The sequence below is a fragment of the Olsenella phocaeensis genome, from assembly GCF_048189965.1.
GTDB classification, from domain to species: domain Bacteria; phylum Actinomycetota; class Coriobacteriia; order Coriobacteriales; family Atopobiaceae; genus Olsenella_I; species Olsenella_I phocaeensis.
Genome location: NZ_DBEZHV010000004.1, coordinates 68041 through 90561 on the forward strand (window position 1 = coordinate 68041; position 22521 = coordinate 90561).

Genomic DNA, 22521 nt, shown 5'->3' on the forward strand with positions numbered 1-22521 from the left:
GGATTTTGCGAGGCGATGGCTCAATGCTGGGCCTTTGCCTCACCGTCTCCACAATTGGACGCTACCGTGCGCAGTCTTTTGACGCGCTCCCGGGGGGGCAAAAACCGGCGTCCGGTGACGTGCGTGCCCCGCACGACCGGCACACGGGCCCCGCACGCCCGTCACGCCAAGCCCACGCGCCCCAAGACGCCTGCGTAGTGGCACAATTCAGGGTGAACGTTCCGACTCCCGCGCCCACGAGCGCAAGTTCCAAGGAGAAGTCCATGCCCGAGACCATCCGCAAGGTCAACGTCATCGGCCACCTGCATCCCGACACAGACAGCATCTGCTCGGCCATCAGCATGGCCTACCTCAAGAACCAGACCGAGGACGTGCAGTACGAGGCGCGCCGCGCCGGCACCATCAACCGCGAGACCGCCTTCGTCCTGAGGCACTTCGGCTTCGAGGAGCCCCAGCTCATCACCAGCGTGCGCCCCCAAATCAAGGACATCATGATCCAGCGCACCGACGGCATCGACCGCGAGATGAGCCTCTTCGCCGCCTGGAACCTCATGGGCTCCAGCAAGGCCGACACCCTCTGCATCACCAACGAAAAGGGCGACCTCGAGGGCCTCATCGCCGTGAAGGACATCGCCAACGCCAACATGGACATCTTCGACACGCGCGTCATCGCAGAGGCGAAGACCAAGTACTCCAACATCATCCAGACCCTGAAGGGCAGCATGGTCCTGGGCGACCCCGAGGCCCGCGTCGAGACGGGCAAGGTCGTCGTGGGCACCACACCCGAGATGATGGAGGGCGCGATCGAGCACAACGACACCGTGCTCGTCACCAACCGCTACGAGACTCAGCGCTTCGCCGTCGAGTCCGGCGCCGGGCTGCTCATCGTGTGCAACGGCGCCCAGCTCTCCAACGTCGTCGTGGACGCGGCCCGCGCCAACGGCTGCACCGTGATCACCACGCCCTACGACACCTACGCCGCCGCCCGCCTGATCAGCATGTCCATCCCCGTGCGCGCCAAGATGCTCGACGCCCAGGACGTGCTGCGCTTCAGCGTTAACACCACCGTGGACGACGCGCGCAAGACCATCACCCAGTCGCGCCACCGCTTCTTCCCCGTGCTGGACGAGGACGGCCACTACTGCGGCCTCGTGAGCACGCCCAACCTGCTCAACGTGACGCGCAAGCACGTGGTCCTCGTCGACCACAACGAGCGCTCCCAGGCGGTCGACGGCCTCGAGCAGGCCGTGATCATGGAGATCGTCGACCACCACCGCATCGGCAGCATCGAGACCTCCGCTCCCGTGCGCTTCCGCAACGAGCCGGTGGGCTGCACCTGCACCATCCTCTACAGCATGTACCAGGAGCAGGGCGTCGAGATTCCCAAGAACATCGCCGGCCTCATGATGAGCGCCATCCTCTCTGACACCCTGGCGTTCCGCTCCCCCACCTGCACCCCCCGCGACAAGTATGCCGGCGAGCAGCTCGCGAAGATCTGCGGCGAGGATATCGACGAGTACGCCGACGCGATGTTCGACGCCGGCGCGGAGCTCACGGGACGCACGGCCGAGGAGGTCTTCCACCAGGACTTCAAGGTCTTCTCGCGCGGCAACGCCCGCTTCGGCGTGGGCCAGGGCAGCTTCATGACCAAGAACAGCCGCAAGGCGGCCGAGGCGCTGGTGGGGCCCTACCTCAAGGAGGGCGCCGCCGCTGACGAGCTGCCGCTGGTCTTCTACATGTTCACCGACGTGAAGAGCCAGACCACCGAGATGCTGTACTACGGCGCCGGCGCGGAAGAGATCGTCGCGCGTGCCTTCGGCGTGGAGCCCGTCGACGGCATCGCCACCCTGCCAGGCGTCGTGAGCCGCAAGAAGCAGGTCATCCCCGCGCTCATGACCACCCTGCAGGACACCCAGGAGGACTAGCTCCCAAGCGAGAGTGGCGCGCATACCCGGCAGCGGCAGGGCCCCGCGGCAGACGACGCCGCGGGGTCCCTTTCGTGGCTGCGGTTTGAGTGGCCGCCCACAGCCCGACTGCTCGGCACGAGCTTTTCGGGCATGGGGCAGCCAGACGCAAGGCGGCGCGCCATGGGAGACTGGAAGTCGCGACGCGAGGCGGCACCATGGGGACGCTCACGTCCGAGGAGGGCAGCCTATCTGCATGCGGTTCAAAGATTTTGTATGCGGTTTTTTCTCTCCTTGTTGGCGTATTACAAAGTTAGAATCCATATAACAGCAGGTAGATGAAGCGCATGGAAATCACGTTGTGTGCGGAATCCGCATACAAGTGCGGGAGTCCACGCAAGAGCCTAGCGGCAGGGCCCGCGGCGAAGCTGACTCTCCCCCACCCCGTGTACCTGGACACCCTGGCTGCAGTACCTCTGACGACCGTACCTAGAGGAGCTGGTCCAGGGTGTGTCCGTAGGAGGGCAGGAACTCGTCCATGAAGTCCCGGAGCTCGGGGAGACCCTCGGCCATCCGCTCGAGCGAGGCGCGCGTCGAGGCCTCCGCCGTCACGAACTCGGAGTTGCCGGCAGAGCGCTCCTCCAGGCACTTGATCAGTGCCGAGAGCTTGTCCGCCGCCTTCACGAGCTGTCGCAGATGCGCCTCGCCCTCACGCTCGACCGCATCCGGCTCGCCCTCCCCTGCCAGGCCGAACGCCGACCGAAAGCTACCCTGCAGGTCGGCGGGCAGGGTGGAGAGGAGCGTCTCCTCCGCTGCGGACTCGACGCCCTTGTAGGCGTCGCGAATCTGGGGGTTGAAGTATTTCACCGGCGTGGGGAGGTCTCCCGTGATGATCTCTGACGCGTCGTGGTACATGCCCATGAGCGCGGCACGGCCTTCGTCGAGCGAGCGGCCGTAGCGCACGTTGGCGATCACGCAGAGCAAGTGGGCAATCATGGCGACCTCGAGCGAGTGCTCGCTGAGGTTCTCTGGCCGGGAGCTGCGCATGAGGGCCCAGCGCTCGATGTACTTGAGCCGCGCCATGATCGCCGTGAACTGAGACATGCTGCCTCCCTCGTCGAAACCTACGAGGACCATCGTAGCCAAGGGACGGGACGGATTGCCCGACTCCGGGGATGTGGGCCGGGCACGCAAGTGGCGGAATGCCACTGTTGGCGCAAAAAAGTGCGCACGGAATTCCGGGCCGGGGAGGCAATCCTGGGCAAACGCCGAACGTCTCCACAATTCGGAGCTACCGTGCGCAGTTTTTCCGCACAACCAGCCCGATACCGCGGCGGTGCGATAATGCCAAGCGCCCTATGAGGCCGTCTAGGCGCGTCACCACACACAGCAGCACGCGGCGCCCCCCCGACGACCAGACCGGCCCCCGACCACCAGCACGAAGAGGTCTCATGCACGGACTGCACGCACGTCTCCCCAAGAACTTCGTCCTCGAGGAGCGCCTCGAGCGCTACGCCGACGCCATCGAGCTCGAGCCGCGCCGCCTGGCCGGGCGCTGGCTCGAGGCCTGCAGTCCCGTGGGCGGCCCTCGACTCCGCGAGCTGCGGCTTGACCTGGGCTGCGGCAAGGGCGGCTTCGCGGCCGAGTCCGCCGCGCGCGAGCCCGACGTGCTCTTCGTGGGCATCGACTCCGAGCCCGTCTGCATCGCCTACGCCGCGCAGAAGGCCGTCGAGGACGGCCTTGCCAACCTGGTCCTGGTACCCGCCCTGGGACGCGACGTCGCCGAGCTCTTCGCCCCGGGCGAGGTGGGCCGCATCATCCTCAACTTCCCCACGCCCTTCCCCAAGAAGAAGGAGGCGGCGCGGAGACTCACCCACCTTGACCAGCTGCTCCTGTACCGCCAGGTCCTGGCCCCAGGCGGAAGCGTCGTCTTCAAGACCGACAGCCAACCCCTCTTCGCGTTCTCGCTCACGCAGTTCGAGCTCGCGGGATTCGAGCTGACGTGGAAGAGCGAGGACACCCGTGCCGACAGGCCCGACGACCCCGTGAGCTGGTACGAGGAGCGCCTGGGTAGGCAAGGTGCCACCGTGTTCGGCCTGGAGGCGACGCCAGGCCCGCTGACGGGCCAGGTGGAGCAGACCGCCGAGCTGAGCCTGGCGGAGTACCTGCCCGAGGACCTGGCCCAGCTCTCCTACGTGCCCCACGGGATGCAGGGCACGGTCACCAACCTGCGGAACCTGCGCGCCAAGCAGGGCGCGCGCCACTAGGCGCCACCCCCTAGGGCGGGAGTGGCGCGCCGCCTCGGCCCGGACCGGGTCGCTGCGGGCACTCGGTCGCTCGTTTGCCTGCGGGCACGTGGTCGCGCGTTTGCCTGCGGTTCAATAATTTGTGTGCGGTTTTTTCTCTCCCTATTGGCGTATTACAAAGTTAGAAATCACATAGCAGCAGGTAAAAGCATCGGACGAGAATCGTGTTGTGTGTGGAATCCGCATACAACTCTGGGATGAGAGGCGGGGACGGCACCGGAGCGAATGCGGCCCCACGGGCGAGGCGCGTGTCGGCGTCGCCATGTCGGCACGTCGGCGCCGCCTTGTGTAGACCTGCCGTCCGCAGACGGGCCGACATGTCTCATGCACGCTTCTGGGTAAACTGGAGAGCATGCCTCACGCAGATGAATCGTTGTCCCAGGTAGGAGGTTCCCCATGAAGGACTCGCATAGGAACGCGCTCATGGCCGCCGGCATCGCAGCGGGAACGGCGGCTGCGGCAGCCGGCTTCTCCGCCTTCTCCAAAATCAGGTACGGCCGCAGCGCCCAGGCGTCCGTGCTCGCCGGCGCCCTCAGGGCCTTCGCCGGAAGGGGCGTCCTCCTGGGCAAGGACCTCGGCCGCTTCGAGGACTTCGTCGAGGCCTGTCGCCAGGAGAACGAGGTCGAGTACCACATCCCCAGCTGGCTGCGCCTCAGGTCCCTGGTCTTCGAGGAGACCTGCGACGGTATGAAGACCTTCCACCTGGGCACCACGGGCAAGAACGCCCGTGCCGTGCTCTACCTGCACGGTGGCGCGTACGTGAAGCAGATCAGCTGGGTCCACTGGCTCTTCCTGGACGACCTCTGCCAGCGCACCGGAGCGGAGGTCTTCGTCCCCATCTATCCCCTGGCGCCCGCCCACGACCACGACGAGGCCTACTCGCTGCTCACCGACCTCTACGAGGGCATGCTGCGCCGCTACGAGGCCAAGGACGTCACCCTGATGGGGGACTCCGCGGGCGGCGGCCTGGCGGCGGGCCTGGCCGAGAGCTTCTCCCACTACGACCTGGAGCAGCCAGGGCAGCTGGTGCTGCTCTCTCCCCAGCTTGACATCACCATGCGCAACCCCCAGATCCACGACTACTTCGACGTGGACCCGGCGTTGGCACCCTGGGGCCTGGCGCAGCTCGGCGACCTCTGGGCCGATGGCGACGACGTGACCGATTACCGCCTCAGCCCCATCAACGGGGACGTTCGGCCGCTGCGCAACGTGACCACCTTCGTCGCCACGCGCGAGATCTTCTATCCCGACTGCGTGGCCTTCGACGCCAAGCTGGGCGAGAACGGCGTGAGCCACGAGCTGGTGGTGGGCACGGGGCAGGCCCACATTTGGCCCCTGTATCCCACACCCGAGGGTCGTAAGGCACGTCGCCTCATCGAGCAGCTGGTGACCAAGGAGGTCCCGCGAGGCTAGGCGACGCGGCGTCCTGACGCTTCGCGTTGGCGCCTGGCCAGCGAGCGCTAGATCCTCCTGACCTCGACCTCTCCCAAGAGCGACTCCACGAGCTCCCGCGGGGCGGCCTGGGTCCCTGACTGCATGACGTTGGCGGCACCGGTGGCCATGGCCAGCCGAAGCGCGTCCTCCAGGCCAAGCCCGCGCTCCTCGGCGAGGGCGAGCGCCGCGACCACGGAGTCTCCCGCGCCGACGGTCGACCCCACGGGCACCTTGGGCGAGCTCGCGCGCCACGCCCCGTCGCCGCCGAGGTAGATGGCACCGTCACCACCCAAGGACACCATGACCCGCGCCACGCCGCGGCCTTGCAGCTCGCGAGCGGCGTCCAGGACGGCATCCTCGTCAGGCAGCGCGCGGCCCACGAGCTCGGCAAGCTCCGCGTCGTTGGGCTTCACGAAGTCGGGGCCGGCCTCGATGCCGCGGGCCAGGCGCTCCCCGTCCGCATCCAGGAAGACCGTGGCGCCGGCCGACTTGCAGGCGCGCACCCACCCCGCGTAGCAGCCCGTCGCGACCCCGCGCGGGAGGGACCCCGCAAGCACCACGACGTCACCTGGCCGCACGCCGTCCACGAAGTGCTCGAGCATGTGGGAGAGGAGCCCCTCCTCCGGCAGGGGGCCGGGCTCGTTGACGTCGGTGTGCGTGCCCGCCGTGGGATCTATGAGCTTGAGGTTGCTGCGGGTCTCTCCCCCCTTGGACCAGAAGGCGTCGACCTCGATGCCCTGGTCGCGAAGCAAGCCCTCGAGCGCGCGGCCCGCCGACCCGGCGAGCAGGACGCAGGCCACGCTCGTTCCGCCCAGGGCCCGCACGACCTTGGACACGTTGACGCCCTTGCCGCCGGGGTCGACGCGCAGCCCGCTGATGCGGTTGACGGCGTCCAGTGTGAGCCCGGGCGCCGTGGCGGTCTTGTCCAGGGCGGGGTTGAGCGTGACGGTACGAATCATGGGGCCTCCTTCTACGTGGGGTCGGGGAGCGCCTGGGTGGCGTGGCGCGGGCGTCAGCGGCAGACGGGCGGGGCGGGACCGCTGCGTCGCGAGCGGCAGGCGTACGCGGACGCGCCTCGTCGATTGCCCTACTCCACCCGACCCGCGATGACGTCGAGGAACTGCTCCCCGTAGCGCCTGAGCTTGGTCTGTCCCACACCCGAGACCTGCAGGAGCTCGTCCTCCCCCTGGGGCCGCAGGCGAACCATGCCCCTGAGGGTAGCATCCGAGAAGACCACGTAGGGCGGCACGCCGGCATCGTCGGCGAGTTGCTTGCGCAGGGCGCGGAGACGCTGGAAGAGGCGCTCGTCCTCGTCGGTCACCTCGCGCTCGCTAGGAAGCTCGCGCGTGCGCGCGCCTCGGCCGAAGGAGCCTGGCGCGCGTCGGGTGCGCAGGTAGCGCTCGGGCGTGCGGCCGCAGCAGACGGAGCAGGAGCCGCAGCCCTCCCGCCCCTGGAAGGCGGCAGAGGCGCCGACGCCGCTCTCGCCTGGGCGTGCCGCATCGACGCGCGTCCCCGAGCCCTGGCCGAAGTAGCCCAGGATGCGGGCGCGCAGACAGGAGTCGCTCATCGCGTAGCCGATCATCTGGCCCAGGAGGCGCTCGCGGCTCTGGGTGAGCGCAGCGCGCTCGGCCTCGTCCAGCTCGGGCGGGAAGTCTCCGGAGTCGATGAGGTAGTGGCAGGTGCGGATGTCACCCCGGCTCCAGAGCAGGTAGCACTCGGCGGGCTCCCCGTCGCGGCCGGCGCGACCCGCCTCCTGGTAGTACTCCTCGAGCGAGAGCGGCAGCCCGCAGTTGATCACGTAGCGGACGTCGGACTTGTCGATGCCCATGCCGAAGGCGTTGGTGGCCACCATGACGCGGGCGTCGTCGCGCACGAAGCGCGCCTGGGCCTCGCGGCGCAGGTCGTTGTCGTAGCCGGCGTGGTAGGCGACGGCGGGGACCCCGGCCTCGCGCAGGGCCTGGGCCAGCGAGTCGACGCGCTTGCGGCTGGTGGCATAAACGATCCCGCTCTGCTCGGCGTGGTCGCGAATGTAGCCCAGCACCCAGCGCTCGCGCTCCTTGGGCGTGAGCTCGAAGCTGTGCAGGAAGAGGTTGGGCCGGTCGAAGCCGTTGACCTGCACGAGCGGGTCGCGAAGTCCCAGGAGGCCCACGACGTCGGAGCGCACGCGGCTGGTCGCCGTCGCGGTGAGCGCGGCCACGACGGGGCGCTGCGGCAGGCGTCCCACGAAGTCGGCGATGCCCCGGTAGGCGGGGCGGAAGTCCTGTCCCCACTGGCTCACGCAGTGGGCCTCGTCCACGGCGAGGAGCGGGACCCGGGCACGGGTCGCGAAGTCGAGGAAGCGCGGGTCCTGCAGACGCTCGGGGGCGACGTACATGAGGTCGTACCAGCCGGCCAGGGCGCGCGCCATGACGACCTCCTGCTGGCGCGGGTTGAGGCTGGAGTTGAGGTAGGAGCCGCGAATGCCGGCGGCCTTGAGCGAGCGGACCTGGTCGCCCATGAGCGAGATGAGCGGCGACACCACGAGCGTGAGGCCGCCCAGCAGCATGGAGGGAACCTGGTAGCAGACGGACTTGCCGGCGCCGGTGGGCATGACGGCGAGTGCGTCCCGACCCTGGAGGATGGCCTCGACGACCTCGCCCTGGCCAGGCCGGAAGCCCTCGTAGCCAAAGTAGTGGCGCAGGGCCTCGCGGGCGCCGTCCATGGTGGGCGGGAAGGATGGGCCCGGCGCGGGTGGGATGGGGGCATGGCGGGAGGGGATGGACGACCTGCGGGAGGGGGTGGCGTCTGTCATGTTGCGTTGCTCCTCTCCCCCGGTCATGCCGGACACGAGTGGCCCGTAAGTGGGTCTAACCGCGCCGTCTGTCGCGCTGGCCGCGCGGAACGAGCGCAAGTCAGCAGAATTTCAAATTCTGCTGACCGGATTTTATCTACCTGCAGTTTTGCCAATGAAGTCAGCATTATCTCAAATTTTGCCGACTTGGCGCCTTGATCACAGCACGACGTGCGGCCATGCCCTCCCCAATGGCAGGGCAATTGGGGACGCTTGCCGTTGACGCGCCACCTTCCGCGCGCGGCCTGCTACAGTCCCACTTACGTACGCGCACGGGCGCGCACACCACCCAGGGAGGTACCCATGAGCGAGCACGAGCACGACGAGGAAGAGGTCGACTTCATCGAGATCGACTTCGACGACGGCAGCACGGTGCGCTGCGAGGTCCAGGGCATCTTCGAGCTGGACGGCGACGAGTACATCGCCCTCCTTCCCGATGACGACAGCGACGAGGTCTACCTCTACGGCTACAAGGAGTATCCCGAGGAGGGGACCTACGAGCTGGTGGACATCGAGTCCGACGAGCTGTTCCAACGCGTCTCGGACCGCTACGACGAGGCGGCAGCCGAGGAGGAGCTCGAACTCGCCGAGGCCGAGGGCGACGCCGAGGAGGAAGACGCGGAGTAGCGTCCCCTTGAGGCACGGCGGCATGCAGGCTCTGGCCCGGCAGCGGCTCGTTCCGCTGTCGGGCCTCCTCATGCCGCGCGCGGTGGCACGCCCCTCTCACACAAAACTGTATTCGTGCGAGAGGAAATCGCGTCGTCCCAGTTGCCGCCTTGCTTCGCTCGCACGCCAGGCCGATCGTGCGAACGCCGCATGGCACCCGCGAGCGCGTGGACGCCGGGAGCGGAACCCTCGGGTAGTAAGCTAGGACGGAACACGAACGCCCCGCCGGCGCCCACATAGGAGTCCAAACATGCCAAAAATGACCGCAGGCAACCGCCTGTACTTCTACCAGCTGCTCTCCACCAGAATCGGCACCCTCAGGCAGGTCCCGCTCGCACAAGTCGAGGAGCTCTTCGAAGCGGAGGACCTGCGGCCCGAGGACGTGGGCGCTCCCGACATCCAAGGCGTGATGGAGCTCCTCCACGACTTCGTCCGCCTCACCGTATTCAAAAAGGGTCGCGTCTACGTGACGGTCCAGCCCCAGGAGGATTGGGACGCCGTCCTGGCACGGGCGGCAGGGCAGGTCGCGGGCGAGAAGGCCGCGCCGGTGGCGGGCGCGAGGTCTTGGAAGCACAAGAAGAGCAACAAGGACCCCAAGCCAGCGAAGCCGCGGCACCAGCGCGCCAAGAAGAAGTCCACGGCAGGGCCGGAGCCGGAGGTCGCGGCGGAGCCGGCAACCGTGGCGCTACCGACAACCGCGACGGAGCCGGAGGTCGCGGCAGCTGAAGGGCCCACGAACGAAAGCATGCCCGCAGCCATGGCAAAACCCGAAGTCACGGTGGCCACAGAGCCCGAAGACGTGACCACGGCAGCACCAGAGGCGGCGACAGAGCCCATGGATGCGGCGGAAGTCGCAGACAAGGACGAGACGCGCCTCTCCGTCGCGGACCCAGGGGCAGGCGAGAGGCCCGTCGCCCCCTCGCCCGAGCCCACCATCAGGCTCACCATCACCTATGACCCCTACGACGGCCTGGAGGAGGAACTTGCCCGGACCGCCGACGCTGCGGAAGGACAGGTCGAAACGGAGCGGGAAGGCACCACGATGGCGGCCGAGTCGCAGCCCGACCCCACTGCCGTAGCAAAGGCCGAGCCAGTTGCGTCGCGAAGAGGACACCCGGCCGAGCCCTCAGCTGTGCCCGCACGGCCTGCCGCCGGCGCTTCCGCAGTCACACAGCCTGCAACACCCGCGCCTGCGCCCAGCCACTCCGTCGCCGCCAAGCCCATCGTCGTACCCCGACCGACGCCCGCGGCGGTCACAAGCCCTGCCCCCGTCCAGCCCGTACCCGCACACCCCGCGCCGACACCAAGCGAGCCCGCAGGTCCCGTCCGCGTCAACCCGCTGCCTCCCGTCCAGCTGCAGGCAGACCTCCCACGGGACTTCCAGGCCGAGGTGAGCTGCAAGCTCGAGGCCCTCGAGCGGCTCTATGCCTTGCTTCCCACCGACGTGGACGTGCTCGCGACGCTCGACGAGGACTGGCGCGTGGCCCGCTCCACCGGAAGCGTCCACGGCAGCCGCAGCCAGCTGTGCTTCCCCCTGCGCTACCTGCGCGCCGACGGCTCGGCACCACTTGAGATGACCCTGCGTCGCAACACCCGCACGCCCTCGGGCAAGCGTTGGAGCATGACGGGGGTAGACGACGGCAGCTCCCAGGAAGGACTTCCCGACGTCGGCCTCGAGGGCCTCTCCCCCGCTGAAGAGGGTGCCTGGCAGCTGCTTGACTTCGCAGCCGCCACCAGCGCGAACGTGAGTCCCGAGCGCGAACTCGCCCAGTTTGCCGTCATCGGACCTTGGAAGCCCCTGCTCGCCCAGCTTGCGGCAGCGGCTGAAGACGAGCCCTGGAGCCTCGCCGGCAAGGAGGACCTCGGCGTCCTGCGCGAGTACCTCTGCCTGACCTTCTGGCGCGCCAGGCATGCCGGCCTCGTCGTCGTGGCAGACGACGGGAGCCTCGCCGGCTTCAACACGGGCCTCCTCACCGCATGCGGGCAGTACCTCTGCATGAGCTTCGTGCCACACGAGGGAGACATCCCCTGGCAGTTCGCCGGCTGGGTCGTCGATGGAGACGAGCGTCTCTCCGCACTCGAGCCGGCGGACGCGACGGGTGAGAAGCACGCGCTGCCCCTGCCGGAGCCACTCAGCCTGCCCCAGACGCTCCCCACGCTCGCAACCCTGGACCTTACCCCCGGGCTCGGTGCGAGGCTGGCGGAATCGGACGACGACCTGCTTGAGCGCTCGCTCAGACGGATGAGGCAGAGCCCGTGCCAGCTTGCAGCGGCATACGACCCTCGCCGTGACGGAATCGCGCTGTTGCTGCCACTCTGGCCCGCGAGCGGGTCTACGCCCGAATCGGCGCTCGCCCTGGCACCTGAGGGTGACGGCCGCTGGCGTGGCTGCGCGATCCTCTCGCTTGCGAACGCATACACCTGCGCTCGCAGCCTGAGCCGTGACATGCCCTCCTGGCTGGCAGGCGCACTGGGATAGAAGAATTCGGCCATCGACGAGGCCTGTTCGCCGATGGCCGAATTGACCTTGTGCCTTGGTGGCTGTACACAGCAAATAAAGGGGAGACACGTGGCATCTTCAACCCATATAACTCCCCTTACTCCGTTCTACTCCGTTATTTTGGGAGGGAATAGAACTGAGATGGGTCGTTTTTGCTATTGCCATGCCACTCAAGGATTCCTTTTGCGGCAAGTCCCCTCAGAGTTTTTGAGCTAAGAGTAAGGCCCTTGCCAATAAGTGATGACAGCTCGCGAGTAGTGATTTTTCCCTTCCCGTATATCCATTGCACAGCAGCCAACTCATACTCGCCCAGCGAACCATACGCGTCCCCGACCCTATCTTGCATGGATTCGCTCCGCCTAAGCACGTGTGATGTAATGCTGTTTTCGAGCACCATCCTCACTGCGGCAGAGTTTGGCTCAGAGAACTTAGGATCGTTCAAAAATAACGCCTGCATTTCACTATAGATACGTTTGACGCCTTCATTGAGCTCCCTAACCCAGCCAAATTCCACCAGGGTTCGCGCAATCCTGGGATTGCGCGAATAACGAGTGGAACGCATGTTATCGAGCGTCACGATGTTGGGAAGTCGTCCAGGGCTCTGGATTTCAAGCCTGTCGTCATACATGGAGACACGAACGTAGTCTCCCGAAAACGCATAATCCCTATGCGTTACCGCGTTCACCAGACCTTCGAACCAAGCAAACTCTGGATACTCCGGTATCACCCTAAAGCGTCCGTCGGAACCCAGGTACTAAAACTCTCGAAGCATGCTCCCGATAAGAGCCGAGGCGCCATCAACGGTCTTGGGTATCGGTCCGTCGAATGTGACATCCTTCACCACGTTTAATCTCTGCCCCGTGGCCATTTCCGTGCCTTCATATCTAAGGACGCGGACGCGAGCCTGAGGCATAAATCGTGAAGGATTTTCTGAAAATAAGAGGATGCCCGCATTCGTCAGGTAGCCGCCTATCAGAAAGCCTCGACTCTTTAGGACCTGTTCACCCGATGCATCGGTTCCCAGGGCCTGTCTATAACGATTGACCACCTCTTGGTCAACATCTTGAATCGTAGCCTGCCGCGACACCCCATCCTCAAAGAGACGCTGGTTCTTGTCATACTCAAGCGCACGAATCTCACGATCGCCCAGCCGGAGACTCTTGTCCCCCTGCCGCAGGAAGACTGCATCATCGCCCTTGCGCCTTATTACAGAATCCGTCGATGGGGAAATGTCCAGGACGAGCACAACGTCATCTTCACCCTGGATATTCTTGATATCAATCCGCTCACAGCTAACAACCGGTGCCGGAATGCACTCAAAGATGACCAGCTTGCTCGAACTCTTCCATCGAGCCCGCGCCGACGCACTTGAAGCCAGTTACAGCACCATCGTCCTCAATTCCCACAACAAGCTTGCCTCCTGCCGCGTTGGCGAAGGCGATGACGGTCTTTGCAAGGTCTCGGACTTTGATGCGAGCGCTCTTGCGATCAAAGTAATGATTCTCGTTCGAGCTGCATAGAACGTCAATGTTGTTTGATGAAACTGGAGTCTGCATGCAAATCCATTCGGTGTCGTAGCGCTCAGTACACGCATGGTGAGTTTACATGCCCCTGAGCCACATTGGCGCCAATTGTCGCCTACAGCCCCAGTTCGGCCAGGACCCCGTCCGTCGCCGCGAGGAAGGCGTCCATCTCGTCCCGCGTACCGATGGTCACGCGCAGCCAGTCGCGCGTGCGCGGTGCGTCGAAGTGGCGGGCCAGGACCCCGCGCTCGCGCAGGCCGGCGTTCCATGCCTTGGCGTCCAAGCCGTCCCTGCGCGCAAAGACGAAGTTGGTGTGCGAGTCGGTGAGCTCGAAGTCGCGCGCACGAAGCCCGTCCGTCACGCGCTCGCGCTCCGCGATGACGCGGTCGCAGCACTCCTGCAGGTAGTCGGTGTCCCCCATCGCCGCCACGCCAATCGCCATCGTCGGCGCGCTCAGGTTGAAGGGGTCGAAGCTGAACTTGACGTCGTTGAGGTCGCTCACGACCTCGGCGCTCGCCAGCGCGTAGCCCACGTGCGCGCCCGCGAGGTTGCGGGACTTGGACATCGTCTGCACCACGACGAGGTTGGGGCACTCCCCCAAAAGGCAGGCGCAGCTCCGGTTGCCGTAGTCGACGTAGGCCTCGTCCACCACGACAAGCCGGCCGGGCTGAGCCTGCGCGATGCGTCGGACGTCGTCCACGCCCACGCAGAGGCCGGTGGGGGCGTTGGGGTTGGCGATGACCACGTTCTCCTCTGCCTCGGCGAAGGCGTCCACGTCCAGCGTGAAGTCATCACGCAGGGGAATCTCTCGATACCCCACCCCGAAGGTCGAACAGTAGTCGCGGTAGAAGCCGTAGGTGACGTCCGGGAAGCACACGCGCGCGTCCCCTCCGAAGAAGGCCAGGAAGACGAAGCCCAGTACCTCGTCGCTGCCGTTGCCGGCGAACACGCGGTCGGGCGTGAGGCCGAAGTGCCTGGCCACCGCCTCGCGCAGCGGCATGCAGTGGGAATCCGCGTAGCGACCCAGGCCGTTCACCAGAGCATCGCTCAGGGCCGCGCGCACGGCTGGCGAGGGAGGGAGGCTCGTCTCGTTTGCGTTGAGCTTCACGTAGGCGCGGTCGTGTGGCTGCTCCCCCGGGACATAGGGATGCATCCCCGCGTAGCGCGCGTTGAGAAACGAGCTCATGACAGGCCTTCCTCCCAAAGACGGGAATCGATGCTAGAGCAGGACCATCGCGGCGGTCAGCACCACGGCGAGCGCGTCCTGGAGCGAACGGGCCTCGGTAATGTAGCCAGGCATCTCTCGCCTACTCCAGCGTGCGCAGGTAGGCGCTGATCGCGGCGAGGCCCTCACGCAGGTCGTCCACGTTGTCGCTGTAGGCGTAGCCGATGCGCATGCTCCTGGGCTCCTCGAAGCAGTCGCCCGGAGTCACGAGGGCACCCGTCTCCTTGATCATGCCGATGCAGAAGTCGTATGAGTCGACGTCGTAGTCGTAGTAGACCAGCGCCGTGGTGCCCGCCTCGGGCCTCACGACGGAGAGGTGCGGCTCAGACTCCACCCACTCCATCAGCGCGGAGAGGTTCTGGCGCACGATCTTGCGGCTGCGCTCCAGGATCTTGTCCGCGTGCTCGAGCGCGTAGGCGGCCACGGCCTCGTCGAACATGCCGCAACTGATCAGGTTGTAGTCGCGATGGCTCAGGAGGGCGCGCCTGAGCTCGGGGCTCTTGGTGACACACCAGCCCAGGCGCAGGCCCGCCAGCGACCAGACCTTGGACATGGAGCTCGTCACGACGCCCTTGTCGTAGAGGTCGACGACTGACTCCTGGTAGGAGCCGTCCTGCGTGAGCAGGCGGTAGACCTCGTCGCAGACCAACCACGCATCGTGCGTGCGGGCCACGGCCACAATCTCTTCGAGCTTCTCCTTCGAGAGCAGGGCACCCGTGGGGTTGTCGGGGTTGTTGATGCAGATGACCTTGACGTCGTCACCACAGAGCTCGTCGAGGCGCTCGACGTTGACGTGGTAACCCTCGTCCTTCTCGAGGTGCAGGATGTCCACCTTGGCGCCGCACATCTCGGGGATGGAATAGAGCTGCTGGTAGGTGGGCATGATCGAGACCACGTGGTCGCCCGGCCCCACCAGGGTGGAGAGCACGAGCGCGTTGGCGCCGGCGGCACCGTGCGTGGGGACGACGTGCTCGGACGCGACGGTCTTGTACAACCCGCAGATGCCTTCGAGGAACCTGGGCTGGCCCTCGATGTCGCCGTAGGTCAGGCGGCGGGAGGCGAACTCGTCCATGAACTTCCTGCGGTCACCCCCGCAAATCTCGAAGAGCTGGTCCAGGGTGACCGAGTAGGTGCAAGTCTCGGCCACGTTGTACCTGCACTTGGTCTCCCACTCGTTCATCCACTGCTCGACGGCGAAGTCCTTGATCTCCATGTCGGTTCCTTCCTTCTGCTCGTGCCCCGCCCTGCTTGGACCGTGGCACCACTGCCCCTGCGTTCGTGCGAAGGCGAGAGGAGCGTCCCCTCTCGCCCGTCGAGCTTGCGTACCGCCGCGCCGCCCCTAGAGCTCGACGGTCGTGCCCAGGCCGAGCTCCACCGCGCGGTCGTAGGCCATCTTCGACGCGGCAAGGTCCTGTGCGGCGATGCCCGAGGTGTCGAAGAGGGTGACCTCGTCGTCGGAGGTGCGGCCCTGGGCCCTGCCGACGATGACCTCCCCCAGCTCTGCGACGATGTCTGCCGACGCGATCACGCCCTCCTTGCAGGGGACCTCGAGCTCGCCGGAGGCGACAGACTGCGCGCGGTCGTCGCAGAAGAGGCGGGCGCGAGCCGCGAGCGCGCTCTGGACCTCCTGCTTGCCCTCCATGTCGGCCCCCACGCACGAGAGGTGCGTGCCCGGGCGCACCCAGTCCGCCTGGACGAAGGGCGTCGTCGCCGGCGTGATGGTGACGATGGCGTCTGCCACGCGCACGGCCGCCTCGCCGTCGGCCACGGCCTCGATGGTGGCGTCGCTCGTCAGGCCTGCCGCGGCGAGGAGCGCCTTGGCCTCACGCACCACCTGCGCCACGCGGGCGACGGGAGCCTCTGTGCTGGTGGGGTCCCACATCTGGACGCAGCCGATCTGGGGGCAGGCGGCGAGCGCCGCGGCGACCTGGAAGCTGCTCTGGTGGCCACAGCCGCAGACCAGGAGCCGACGCGCGTCCTTGCGGGCGAGGTGCTTGACGCCCAGGGCACCAGCGGCACCCGTGCGCAGGCCGGTCACCGCGCTGGCGTTGACCAGCGCCAGGGGACGCCCGTCGCGGTCGTCGCAGAGGAGGGTCGTCCCATAGATCTCTGGCTGCCCCTGGGAGGAATTGCCGCTGAACCACGCGGTGAGCTTGAGACCGAAGAGCCCCGCGCCCTTGAGCTCCCCCGAGCGGATGTCCATGTCCGACTCGCCGGGAACGAATTGCTCGTAGACCATGGGCCAGGCGCTTGCCTCGCCCGTGGCCTTCTGCCCGTACGCGTCCTCGACCGCATCGAGCGCGTCCTTGATGGTCAGGACCTTCCTGACGTCCTCCGCCGAGAGCACCAACAGCCGTGACATCCGCAACCTCCCCTTCCGGGATTCTCACTCGTATGCCCCAGAGCTTAGCGAGGCGTCAGAGGCAGCTCCAAGGGCACTTGTTGTGAAAACCTACAACCACTTGAGGAAGGCATTCTCACCACTTATCTCTTTTGGACCTTTCCATCTTGTCTTTCTGTACGTTTTTCCATCTATAGTTGAGAAAAACTGTTGCTTTTAACAAGATTGGTGGCCATGCTCTACACGGTTTCCGACTTCCAGCACCTCTATGCGGACTCGCTGCGGCTCGTGGCGGGACAAGGCGGGCTCGCACGCACCATCGACGAGGTGGGGATCCTCGACTACGAGCTCATGCCCGGGCTGCGCGACAAGTACCAGCGCAAGAACCTCACGCTTCGCCAGCTCGTGCTCTCGACCTTCCTCTATGCCAAGGACGACCCCTACCTCATCGGCGAGGCAGTGCGCACGCTGGTCGCCGAGGGCGCGAGCGCGCTGGTCATAAAGAACGCGCTGCACCTGCCCCTGCCGGAGTCAGCCCTGCGCTACGCCAACGCGCGCAACCTCCCCCTCTTCGTCGTCCAGTCGGACGGCTTCTTCTTCGACCAAGTGATCGTGGAAGTGACCGGTCGCATACGCGACCTCGGGTCGGCGTCGTTCGCCGCAAACCAGATCGACCTCGCCCTGCGGGAGGACGCGAGCCCGCGTGAGGTGAGGGAGTGCGCGCTGGCGATCAACCCCTCCTTCGAGGAACGCGTCGCCTGCCTGTACCTGCGCCTCGACGAGGAGCCTGACCCCCAGGAACTGAGCCGGATCGAGGCCGCCTTCCTTCGCAGCTCGCTCGCAGGGGTGGGCAGCGCCCTGGTCTGCTACCACAGGGGAATCCTCGCAATCGTGACGACGGACCCGGAGGAGAGGATCGACCTCGCCGGTTGCATGGAAGTGCTTCGCTCCGAGGTCCTGGCCGGTGCGGGAGCGTCCGCTGGCGGGCGGCCGCAGCCACTGGGGGTGACGGCAGGCGGGTCGCTGCCGTCAGAAGCGACGCCCGGCAACGGGCGGCCGCAGCCGCTGGGGACGAGCTCCGTCCACCTGGGACTCGAGGACTTTGCCCAGGCGCTCCACGAGGCACTGTGGGCGAGCGCCTTCGCAGGACAGGACGACATGCACGCGGGCAGGAGCCTCCGCTTCGACGCGCTTGGAGTTGAGAAGGCCCTGCTTCCCTTTGTGGGAAGCAGCCAGATGACGGGTTACTCTCACTCGCTGATGGAGCCCCTGAAGGAGTTTGACGCCGCCCACGAGGGGCAGCTCATGGCCACGCTCGCCTGCTTCCTGAGGGAGGGGCAGAGCGTGGGCCGTTGCGCTCAGGAGCTGGGACAGCACCAGAACACGATACGCTATCGACTCGACCGGATTGCCCAGGTGACGGGGCTCTCGCCCCGGAAGTCGGAGCAGATGGAGCAGCTCGCGCTCGCCTGGCGCGTCATGCGCTGCCGAGAGGTGCTGGGCCTGGACTGAGGATGCGGCGCCTCTCGCCCGCCGAACCGTTGCCAGCCACCCACTTCGCGGTCCTTGCGCGGGAAGCTTGGTGTGGGTTGGAGATGTACCGCGGGAAGCGCGATGTGGGTTGGAGATGCGTCGCCGCAAGCGAGATGTGGGTCGTTTCTCACCTGCAAGACCACCGTGAACCACCCACTTCGGCACTCCCGCGCGAAAAGGTCGAAGTGGGTGGACAAGCTGCCATGGCAGGCGAGAAATGAGTGAATTCTCACCCGCACGCACCTCGTGAACCACCCACTTTGCGGTCCTCGCGCGGGAGGGGCGAAGTGGGTGAGAGGAACCGCCGCCGCAATCCCGAAGTGGACGATTGAACCGGCACCGCGGGCGAGTAGCGAGCGGATTCTCGCTCGACTCCACCGCAGCCGACCCCTCATCCCATTGCTACCATCGCGCAACGTCACCGCCGCACGCGGCGCCCCTCTCCCCCGCTGCGGCTACACTGGGAAGCAGCCCGCACGCGAGGGCGCTCGCAACCCCTGCCCCGCCCCTCGCCCGGAACCATCACAGCCCACGCGCGAAGCCCCCGGAGGCAGACATGTCCAAGATCCGCATGACCACCCCCCTCGTAGAGATGGACGGCGACGAGATGACCCGCATCATCTGGCAGATGATCAAGGACGACCTGATCCTGCCCTTCGTGGACCTCAAGACCGAGTACTTTGACCTCGGCCTCAGGAACCGCGACCTCACGGACGACCAGGTGACCATCGACTCCGCCGAGGCCACCAAGCGCCTGGGCGTGGCCGTGAAGTGCGCCACCATCACCCCCAACGCCCAGCGCGTCGAGGAATACGGCCTCAAGAGGATGTGGAAGAGCCCCAACGGCACCATCCGCGCCATGCTGGACGGCACCGTGTTCCGCGCGCCCATCGTGGTGCGCGGCATCGAGCCAGTCGTCCGCAGCTGGAAGCGCCCCATCACCATCGCCCGCCATGCCTACGGTGACGTCTACAAGAACGCCGAGGTCCGCGTGCCCGGGGCCGGCCGCGCCGAGCTCGTCTTCACCGCCGCCGACGGCAGCCAGACCCGCGAGCTCATCCACGAGTTCGAGGGGCCCGGCGTGATCCAGGGCATGCACAACCTGGACTCCTCCATCACGAGCTTCGCCCGCAGTTGCTTCGAGTACGCGCTGAGCACCAAACAGGACCTGTGGTTCGCCACCAAGGACACCATCAGCAAGACCTACGACCACCGCTTCAAGGACGTCTTCGCCGAGCTCTATGAGGACGAGTACCGCACGCGCTTCGAGGCGGCGGGCATCGAGTACTTCTACACCCTGATCGACGACGCCGTCGCACGAGTCATGAAGGCCGAGGGCGGCTTCATCTGGGCCTGCAAGAACTACGACGGGGACGTGATGAGCGACATGCTCTCCAGTGCCTTCGGAAGCCTTGCCATGATGACGTCCGTGCTGGTCAGCCCCCACGGCTACTACGAGTACGAGGCCGCCCACGGCACCGTGCAGCGCCACTACTACAAGCATCTGGCAGGCGAGAGGACCTCGACCAACTCGGTCGCGACGATCTTCGCCTGGAGCGGGGCGCTGCGCAAGCGCGGCGAGCTGGACGGGCTGGACGGGCTCTGTGGCTTTGCCGACCGCCTGGAGGCGGCCACCATCGAGACCATCGAGGCAGGCCAGATGACGGGCGACCTCGCACGCATCACGAGCCTGCCCGAGCCCGTCACGATGGACACCGAGGAGTTCATCCTCGCCGTGGCCGAGAGGCTGCGGGGGTAGGGAGTCCGCCAGCCGGCCCATTGCGCAACCACAAGCAAACTGGTGGCAGACGCCTGCCGCGGTGACGACCTAAGCTGAGACCAAGCGTTTTTCCCGAATCCACAATGCCACGCGCTGGGCCTCGCCACCAGACAACCTTCCTGCCCTCTTGCGCTGATAGAGCGGGAGCCCCACGCGCTCCAGCAGGAGCCCCGCCTCCTCCACGGCATGGCTGGCATGAGACAGTCCGAGCAGCACGTTGTCCAGCACGCTGCGGTCGGTCAGAAGACGCGGAACCTGGGTGACGTAGCCAATGGTGCCCTGGCGTATCCGCACCAGCTCCCTGACGCTCTTCGGCAGCAAGATGCCATCAAGGCGGTACTCGCCATCGTAATCGGCGTCTAGGCCAGCCAACATGCGCAACAGCGTGGTCTTCCCCGCACCGCTGCGCCCGCGGATAACCACGCTCGAGCCAAGGTGCCACAGGGCCGCATCTCGCCTCTCCCTTTGCGACGAGAGCTGCCACGAGACCACCGTCGCAAGCCCCAGGAGCACTGCCGCGAGGAGTGCCAGCGTGCAGACGACCAGGGACACGTTTGACAGCACGAGGTTTCTAATGAGCCTGAACTGGATGAGGTACTCCGGTGTGCCAAGCAACGCATAGCTCGTGAGGCCCGTCCTCTGGCCGATGAGCGCAAGCTCGTTGGCTACGGAATCGGGCGAAGAGCCCTCGTCCAGGGCGATGTCACCCGATACCATGGCAAAAGCGAGTGCTCTGTTGAAGTCCTCGGGGTCGCCCACTCCCCTTTTTACCGAGTCGAGTCTGAGGGGATAGGGGATGACCACCATCTCGTCCAACGAGTAATTGAAGTCTCCCTTGTAGAAGACGGCCGAGCGCTCCTCGAGGAAGCCGACGACCTCAAAGGTGAGAGGCCTCGTATAGAACCGGGCATCGATCCTATCGCCCACCTTATACAGACGAGAGTACCCAGAGCCCAGCACCACCGGCTGGCACGTATCGGCCTCGTAGGTCACGGTGGCCCAATCGACCTTGCCAGAACCGTCCGCAAGGCGAAGGCCATAGAAGTCCCACGCGTTCTTGTCCAGTTGGACTGCAGGGACGTCGTAGGCCAGCCCGCCAAGGATCTTGTCCTCGTACGGACAGGGATCCCAGCTCCACCCAAACGCAACCACGGCAAAATCGCGAATCGGCTCCGAATGCCTGACGGCGATGGGCTGCCCGAATATGGACAGATACGTGCCGCCCGACAGGTCATGGGACAGGGCGTTGTAGAAGTCTTGCACGTGTCCGATCCCGTCGAGGTCACCCTTGTAGCCCTGGAACTCGACCATCCCGAGCGTGTCCGTTATCGACACGAACTCATGCTCGGCACCATCCCGCAAGCTCGTCTTGAACAACCCGACGGCAGAGGCGGAGAACGACGCGAGGCAATAGGTGACCGCCAAGAGGGTGCCAAGAAGGACGCTCCTCGCCATGCGCAGGAACAATCCCAGACGCAGGTCATAGAGCAGCTCGCACACGAAGGCTCTCACCATGGCAGAGCCGCTTTAGACGAGACGCAGAAGGAGGCTGCAAAGACCATGCAGACGGCGAGGGCGGGAGCCAGTGCGGCTACGTCCCTCCCCGAGACGCGCATCACAGGCAGCAAGACGACCGCCAAGGCTGCGAGGCAACACATGAGCAAGGTCCCCACGACCTGGAGAAGAACCCTCCGCCAAGATACGCCCAAGACGATGCACGAACGCACCCATGGCGCTACGAAGCGCGCCATAGGTGCGCCCGCCACGGCGGAGCCAAGGAACTCTCCCACGACGCCAAGCCGAATCAGAACCGGCGAGATGACGTCGACGTTCGTGCGGTCGGAGGCTCCGGCCGCCATGGGTGCGACCCTCACATCCGGAGCAATCTCCCTCAGTCGCCTTACCACCCTCGCCCCATCGATGACAACCGTCCCGCCGACGCCGCTCCTTGCGAAGACCTCCTCGTCGGCAATGAGGACGGAGCGGTCAAGGAGCGACTCGCTTCCCATGCCGAGCCGTCCCACCAGGGGAAACCGCTCAGATCCAAAGAGGACGAACTGGCTCCCGCCAATCGTCGTGGCGCCCACCCTGTTTCCCGCCACTGCGGAATGGGCTGCCAGTGGCTTCGTCTGGCTGCCGAGCGGATGCGGGTAGTCAAAGGATTCGGGATGCGCGGCGACGAACGCACGCACGATGCCGAAGTCGTCCAGGTCGACGAATGCACGCGCGTCTCCGCCAATCTCGTGCACGAGCCGGACGGCGGTTGCGGGAGTGACATCGACCCGCAGGGCAGACGTGGAGCAGAGGTTTCTTCCCTCGAGGCTCAGCTGCCGCTGCACGACTCAATAGACATAGAGAGAGGTCGAACCCAGCATGAGCAGGGACAGCACGAACGCGAGCAAGGCGACGCGCGGTTTGGTCAGCGGCATATGTGTCACCCGACAAGAACGGGCCCGCCTTTCATGGGCGAGCCAGCTTC

At 66.1% G+C, this 22521-nt stretch carries 18 protein-coding genes; 7 read left to right on the forward strand and 11 right to left on the reverse strand.

Going from position 1 to position 22521, the window contains the following annotated elements; translation table 11 throughout:
- Positions 1-263 precede the first annotated feature (263 nt).
- Entirely contained in the window at positions 264-1925 is a 1662-nt protein-coding gene (locus tag ACMPH2_RS00880) for a putative manganese-dependent inorganic diphosphatase (protein ID WP_303132465.1), read from the forward strand.
- Positions 1926-2393: 468 nt separating this feature from the next.
- Here ACMPH2_RS00880 and yfbR read toward each other — a convergent pair whose 3' ends face one another.
- Complete coding sequence (yfbR, locus tag ACMPH2_RS00885; RefSeq protein ID WP_009278535.1) at positions 2394-3008, reverse strand: 5'-deoxynucleotidase; 615 nt, start codon at positions 3006-3008, stop codon at positions 2394-2396.
- A 347-nt stretch (positions 3009-3355) separates the two neighbouring features.
- On the opposite strand from yfbR, the gene trmB reads away from it, so the two are divergent.
- Together trmB and ACMPH2_RS00895 are read left to right on the forward strand one after the other, a co-directional pair.
- Positions 3356-4171: a tRNA (guanine(46)-N(7))-methyltransferase TrmB gene (gene trmB, locus ACMPH2_RS00890; RefSeq protein ID WP_303132463.1), complete on the forward strand. Its 816-nt coding sequence runs from the start codon at positions 3356-3358 to the stop codon at positions 4169-4171.
- A gap of 435 nt (positions 4172-4606) precedes the next feature.
- Complete coding sequence (locus ACMPH2_RS00895; RefSeq protein ID WP_072499772.1) at positions 4607-5623, forward strand: alpha/beta hydrolase; 1017 nt, start codon at positions 4607-4609, stop codon at positions 5621-5623.
- 47 nt (positions 5624-5670) lie between these two features.
- On the opposite strand, the gene pfkB is transcribed toward ACMPH2_RS00895, so the two are convergent.
- Both pfkB and ACMPH2_RS00905 read right to left on the reverse strand, forming a co-directional pair.
- Positions 5671-6603 carry a 1-phosphofructokinase gene (pfkB, locus tag ACMPH2_RS00900; protein WP_303132460.1) on the reverse strand — a complete coding sequence of 311 codons (933 nt, stop codon included), beginning with the start codon at positions 6601-6603 and terminating at the stop codon, positions 5671-5673.
- 128 nt (positions 6604-6731) lie between these two features.
- Positions 6732-8435: a RecQ family ATP-dependent DNA helicase gene (locus ACMPH2_RS00905; RefSeq protein ID WP_303132458.1), complete on the reverse strand. Its 1704-nt coding sequence runs from the start codon at positions 8433-8435 to the stop codon at positions 6732-6734.
- A 342-nt stretch (positions 8436-8777) separates the two neighbouring features.
- Between ACMPH2_RS00905 and ACMPH2_RS00910 the strand changes: the two genes are divergently transcribed.
- Positions 8778-9101: a DUF1292 domain-containing protein gene (locus ACMPH2_RS00910; RefSeq protein ID WP_062531703.1), complete on the forward strand. Its 324-nt coding sequence runs from the start codon at positions 8778-8780 to the stop codon at positions 9099-9101.
- 289 nt (positions 9102-9390) lie between these two features.
- Positions 9391-11619 (forward strand): DUF3825 domain-containing protein, encoded by a 2229-nt coding sequence (locus ACMPH2_RS00915; protein WP_417118353.1) that lies wholly within the window; start codon positions 9391-9393, stop codon positions 11617-11619.
- 136 nt (positions 11620-11755) lie between these two features.
- Here ACMPH2_RS00915 and ACMPH2_RS00920 read toward each other — a convergent pair whose 3' ends face one another.
- The 6 genes from ACMPH2_RS00920 to ACMPH2_RS00945 all read right to left on the reverse strand — a co-directional run bounded on the left by ACMPH2_RS00920 (position 11756) and on the right by ACMPH2_RS00945 (position 16750).
- Positions 11756-12325, reverse strand: coding sequence for an ATP-binding protein (locus ACMPH2_RS00920; RefSeq protein ID WP_417118354.1), 570 nt, complete (start codon positions 12323-12325; stop codon positions 11756-11758).
- Between the two features lie 69 nt (positions 12326-12394).
- A complete protein-coding gene (locus ACMPH2_RS00925) occupies positions 12395-12886 on the reverse strand; it encodes a hypothetical protein (protein ID WP_417118355.1) in 492 nt (163 codons plus the stop codon).
- 70 nt (positions 12887-12956) lie between these two features.
- Positions 12957-13196, reverse strand: a complete 240-nt coding sequence (locus ACMPH2_RS00930) for an AlbA family DNA-binding domain-containing protein (protein WP_417118356.1) — start codon at positions 13194-13196, stop codon at positions 12957-12959.
- A gap of 82 nt (positions 13197-13278) precedes the next feature.
- Positions 13279-14349 carry a pyridoxal phosphate-dependent aminotransferase gene (locus tag ACMPH2_RS00935; RefSeq protein WP_417118357.1) on the reverse strand — a complete coding sequence of 357 codons (1071 nt, stop codon included), beginning with the start codon at positions 14347-14349 and terminating at the stop codon, positions 13279-13281.
- 121 nt (positions 14350-14470) lie between these two features.
- On the reverse strand, positions 14471-15601 hold the full coding sequence (locus ACMPH2_RS00940; protein ID WP_417118358.1) for an aminotransferase: 1131 nt from the start codon (positions 15599-15601) through the stop codon (positions 14471-14473).
- Between the two features lie 126 nt (positions 15602-15727).
- Positions 15728-16750 (reverse strand): ornithine cyclodeaminase family protein, encoded by a 1023-nt coding sequence (locus ACMPH2_RS00945; RefSeq protein ID WP_417118359.1) that lies wholly within the window; start codon positions 16748-16750, stop codon positions 15728-15730.
- A 213-nt stretch (positions 16751-16963) separates the two neighbouring features.
- On the opposite strand from ACMPH2_RS00945, the gene ACMPH2_RS00950 reads away from it, so the two are divergent.
- On the forward strand, positions 16964-18241 hold the full coding sequence (locus tag ACMPH2_RS00950; protein WP_417118360.1) for a PucR family transcriptional regulator: 1278 nt from the start codon (positions 16964-16966) through the stop codon (positions 18239-18241).
- Between the two features lie 577 nt (positions 18242-18818).
- Positions 18819-20021: an NADP-dependent isocitrate dehydrogenase gene (locus tag ACMPH2_RS00955; protein ID WP_417118361.1), complete on the forward strand. Its 1203-nt coding sequence runs from the start codon at positions 18819-18821 to the stop codon at positions 20019-20021.
- 69 nt (positions 20022-20090) lie between these two features.
- On the opposite strand, the gene ACMPH2_RS00960 is transcribed toward ACMPH2_RS00955, so the two are convergent.
- Together ACMPH2_RS00960 and ACMPH2_RS00965 are read right to left on the reverse strand one after the other, a co-directional pair.
- On the reverse strand, positions 20091-21557 hold the full coding sequence (locus tag ACMPH2_RS00960) for an ATP-binding cassette domain-containing protein (protein ID WP_417118362.1): 1467 nt from the start codon (positions 21555-21557) through the stop codon (positions 20091-20093).
- Positions 21551-22381, reverse strand: coding sequence for a hypothetical protein (locus tag ACMPH2_RS00965; RefSeq protein ID WP_417118363.1), 831 nt, complete (start codon positions 22379-22381; stop codon positions 21551-21553). Before ACMPH2_RS00965 ends, ACMPH2_RS00960 begins: the two co-directional genes overlap by 7 nt.
- Between the last annotated feature and the right edge of the window lie 140 nt (positions 22382-22521).

Bases quoted from the DNA above. Each gene is read 5' to 3' on its own strand.
- ACMPH2_RS00880 (WP_303132465.1), top strand. From the start codon at position 264: ATGCCCGAGACCATCCGCAAGGTCAACGTCATCGGCCACCTGCATCCC.
- yfbR (WP_009278535.1), bottom strand. From the start codon at position 3,008: ATGTCTCAGTTCACGGCGATCATGGCGCGGCTCAAGTACATCGAGCGC.
- trmB (WP_303132463.1), top strand. From the start codon at position 3,356: ATGCACGGACTGCACGCACGTCTCCCCAAGAACTTCGTCCTCGAGGAG.
- ACMPH2_RS00895 (WP_072499772.1), top strand. From the start codon at position 4,607: ATGAAGGACTCGCATAGGAACGCGCTCATGGCCGCCGGCATCGCAGCG.
- pfkB (WP_303132460.1), bottom strand. From the start codon at position 6,603: ATGATTCGTACCGTCACGCTCAACCCCGCCCTGGACAAGACCGCCACG.
- ACMPH2_RS00905 (WP_303132458.1), bottom strand. From the start codon at position 8,435: ATGACAGACGCCACCCCCTCCCGCAGGTCGTCCATCCCCTCCCGCCAT.
- ACMPH2_RS00910 (WP_062531703.1), top strand. From the start codon at position 8,778: ATGAGCGAGCACGAGCACGACGAGGAAGAGGTCGACTTCATCGAGATC.
- ACMPH2_RS00915 (WP_417118353.1), top strand. From the start codon at position 9,391: ATGCCAAAAATGACCGCAGGCAACCGCCTGTACTTCTACCAGCTGCTC.
- ACMPH2_RS00930 (WP_417118356.1), bottom strand. From the start codon at position 13,196: ATGCAGACTCCAGTTTCATCAAACAACATTGACGTTCTATGCAGCTCG.
- ACMPH2_RS00935 (WP_417118357.1), bottom strand. From the start codon at position 14,349: ATGAGCTCGTTTCTCAACGCGCGCTACGCGGGGATGCATCCCTATGTC.
- ACMPH2_RS00940 (WP_417118358.1), bottom strand. From the start codon at position 15,601: ATGGAGATCAAGGACTTCGCCGTCGAGCAGTGGATGAACGAGTGGGAG.
- ACMPH2_RS00945 (WP_417118359.1), bottom strand. From the start codon at position 16,750: ATGTCACGGCTGTTGGTGCTCTCGGCGGAGGACGTCAGGAAGGTCCTG.
- ACMPH2_RS00950 (WP_417118360.1), top strand. From the start codon at position 16,964: ATGCTCTACACGGTTTCCGACTTCCAGCACCTCTATGCGGACTCGCTG.
- ACMPH2_RS00955 (WP_417118361.1), top strand. From the start codon at position 18,819: ATGTCCAAGATCCGCATGACCACCCCCCTCGTAGAGATGGACGGCGAC.
- ACMPH2_RS00960 (WP_417118362.1), bottom strand. From the start codon at position 21,557: ATGGTGAGAGCCTTCGTGTGCGAGCTGCTCTATGACCTGCGTCTGGGA.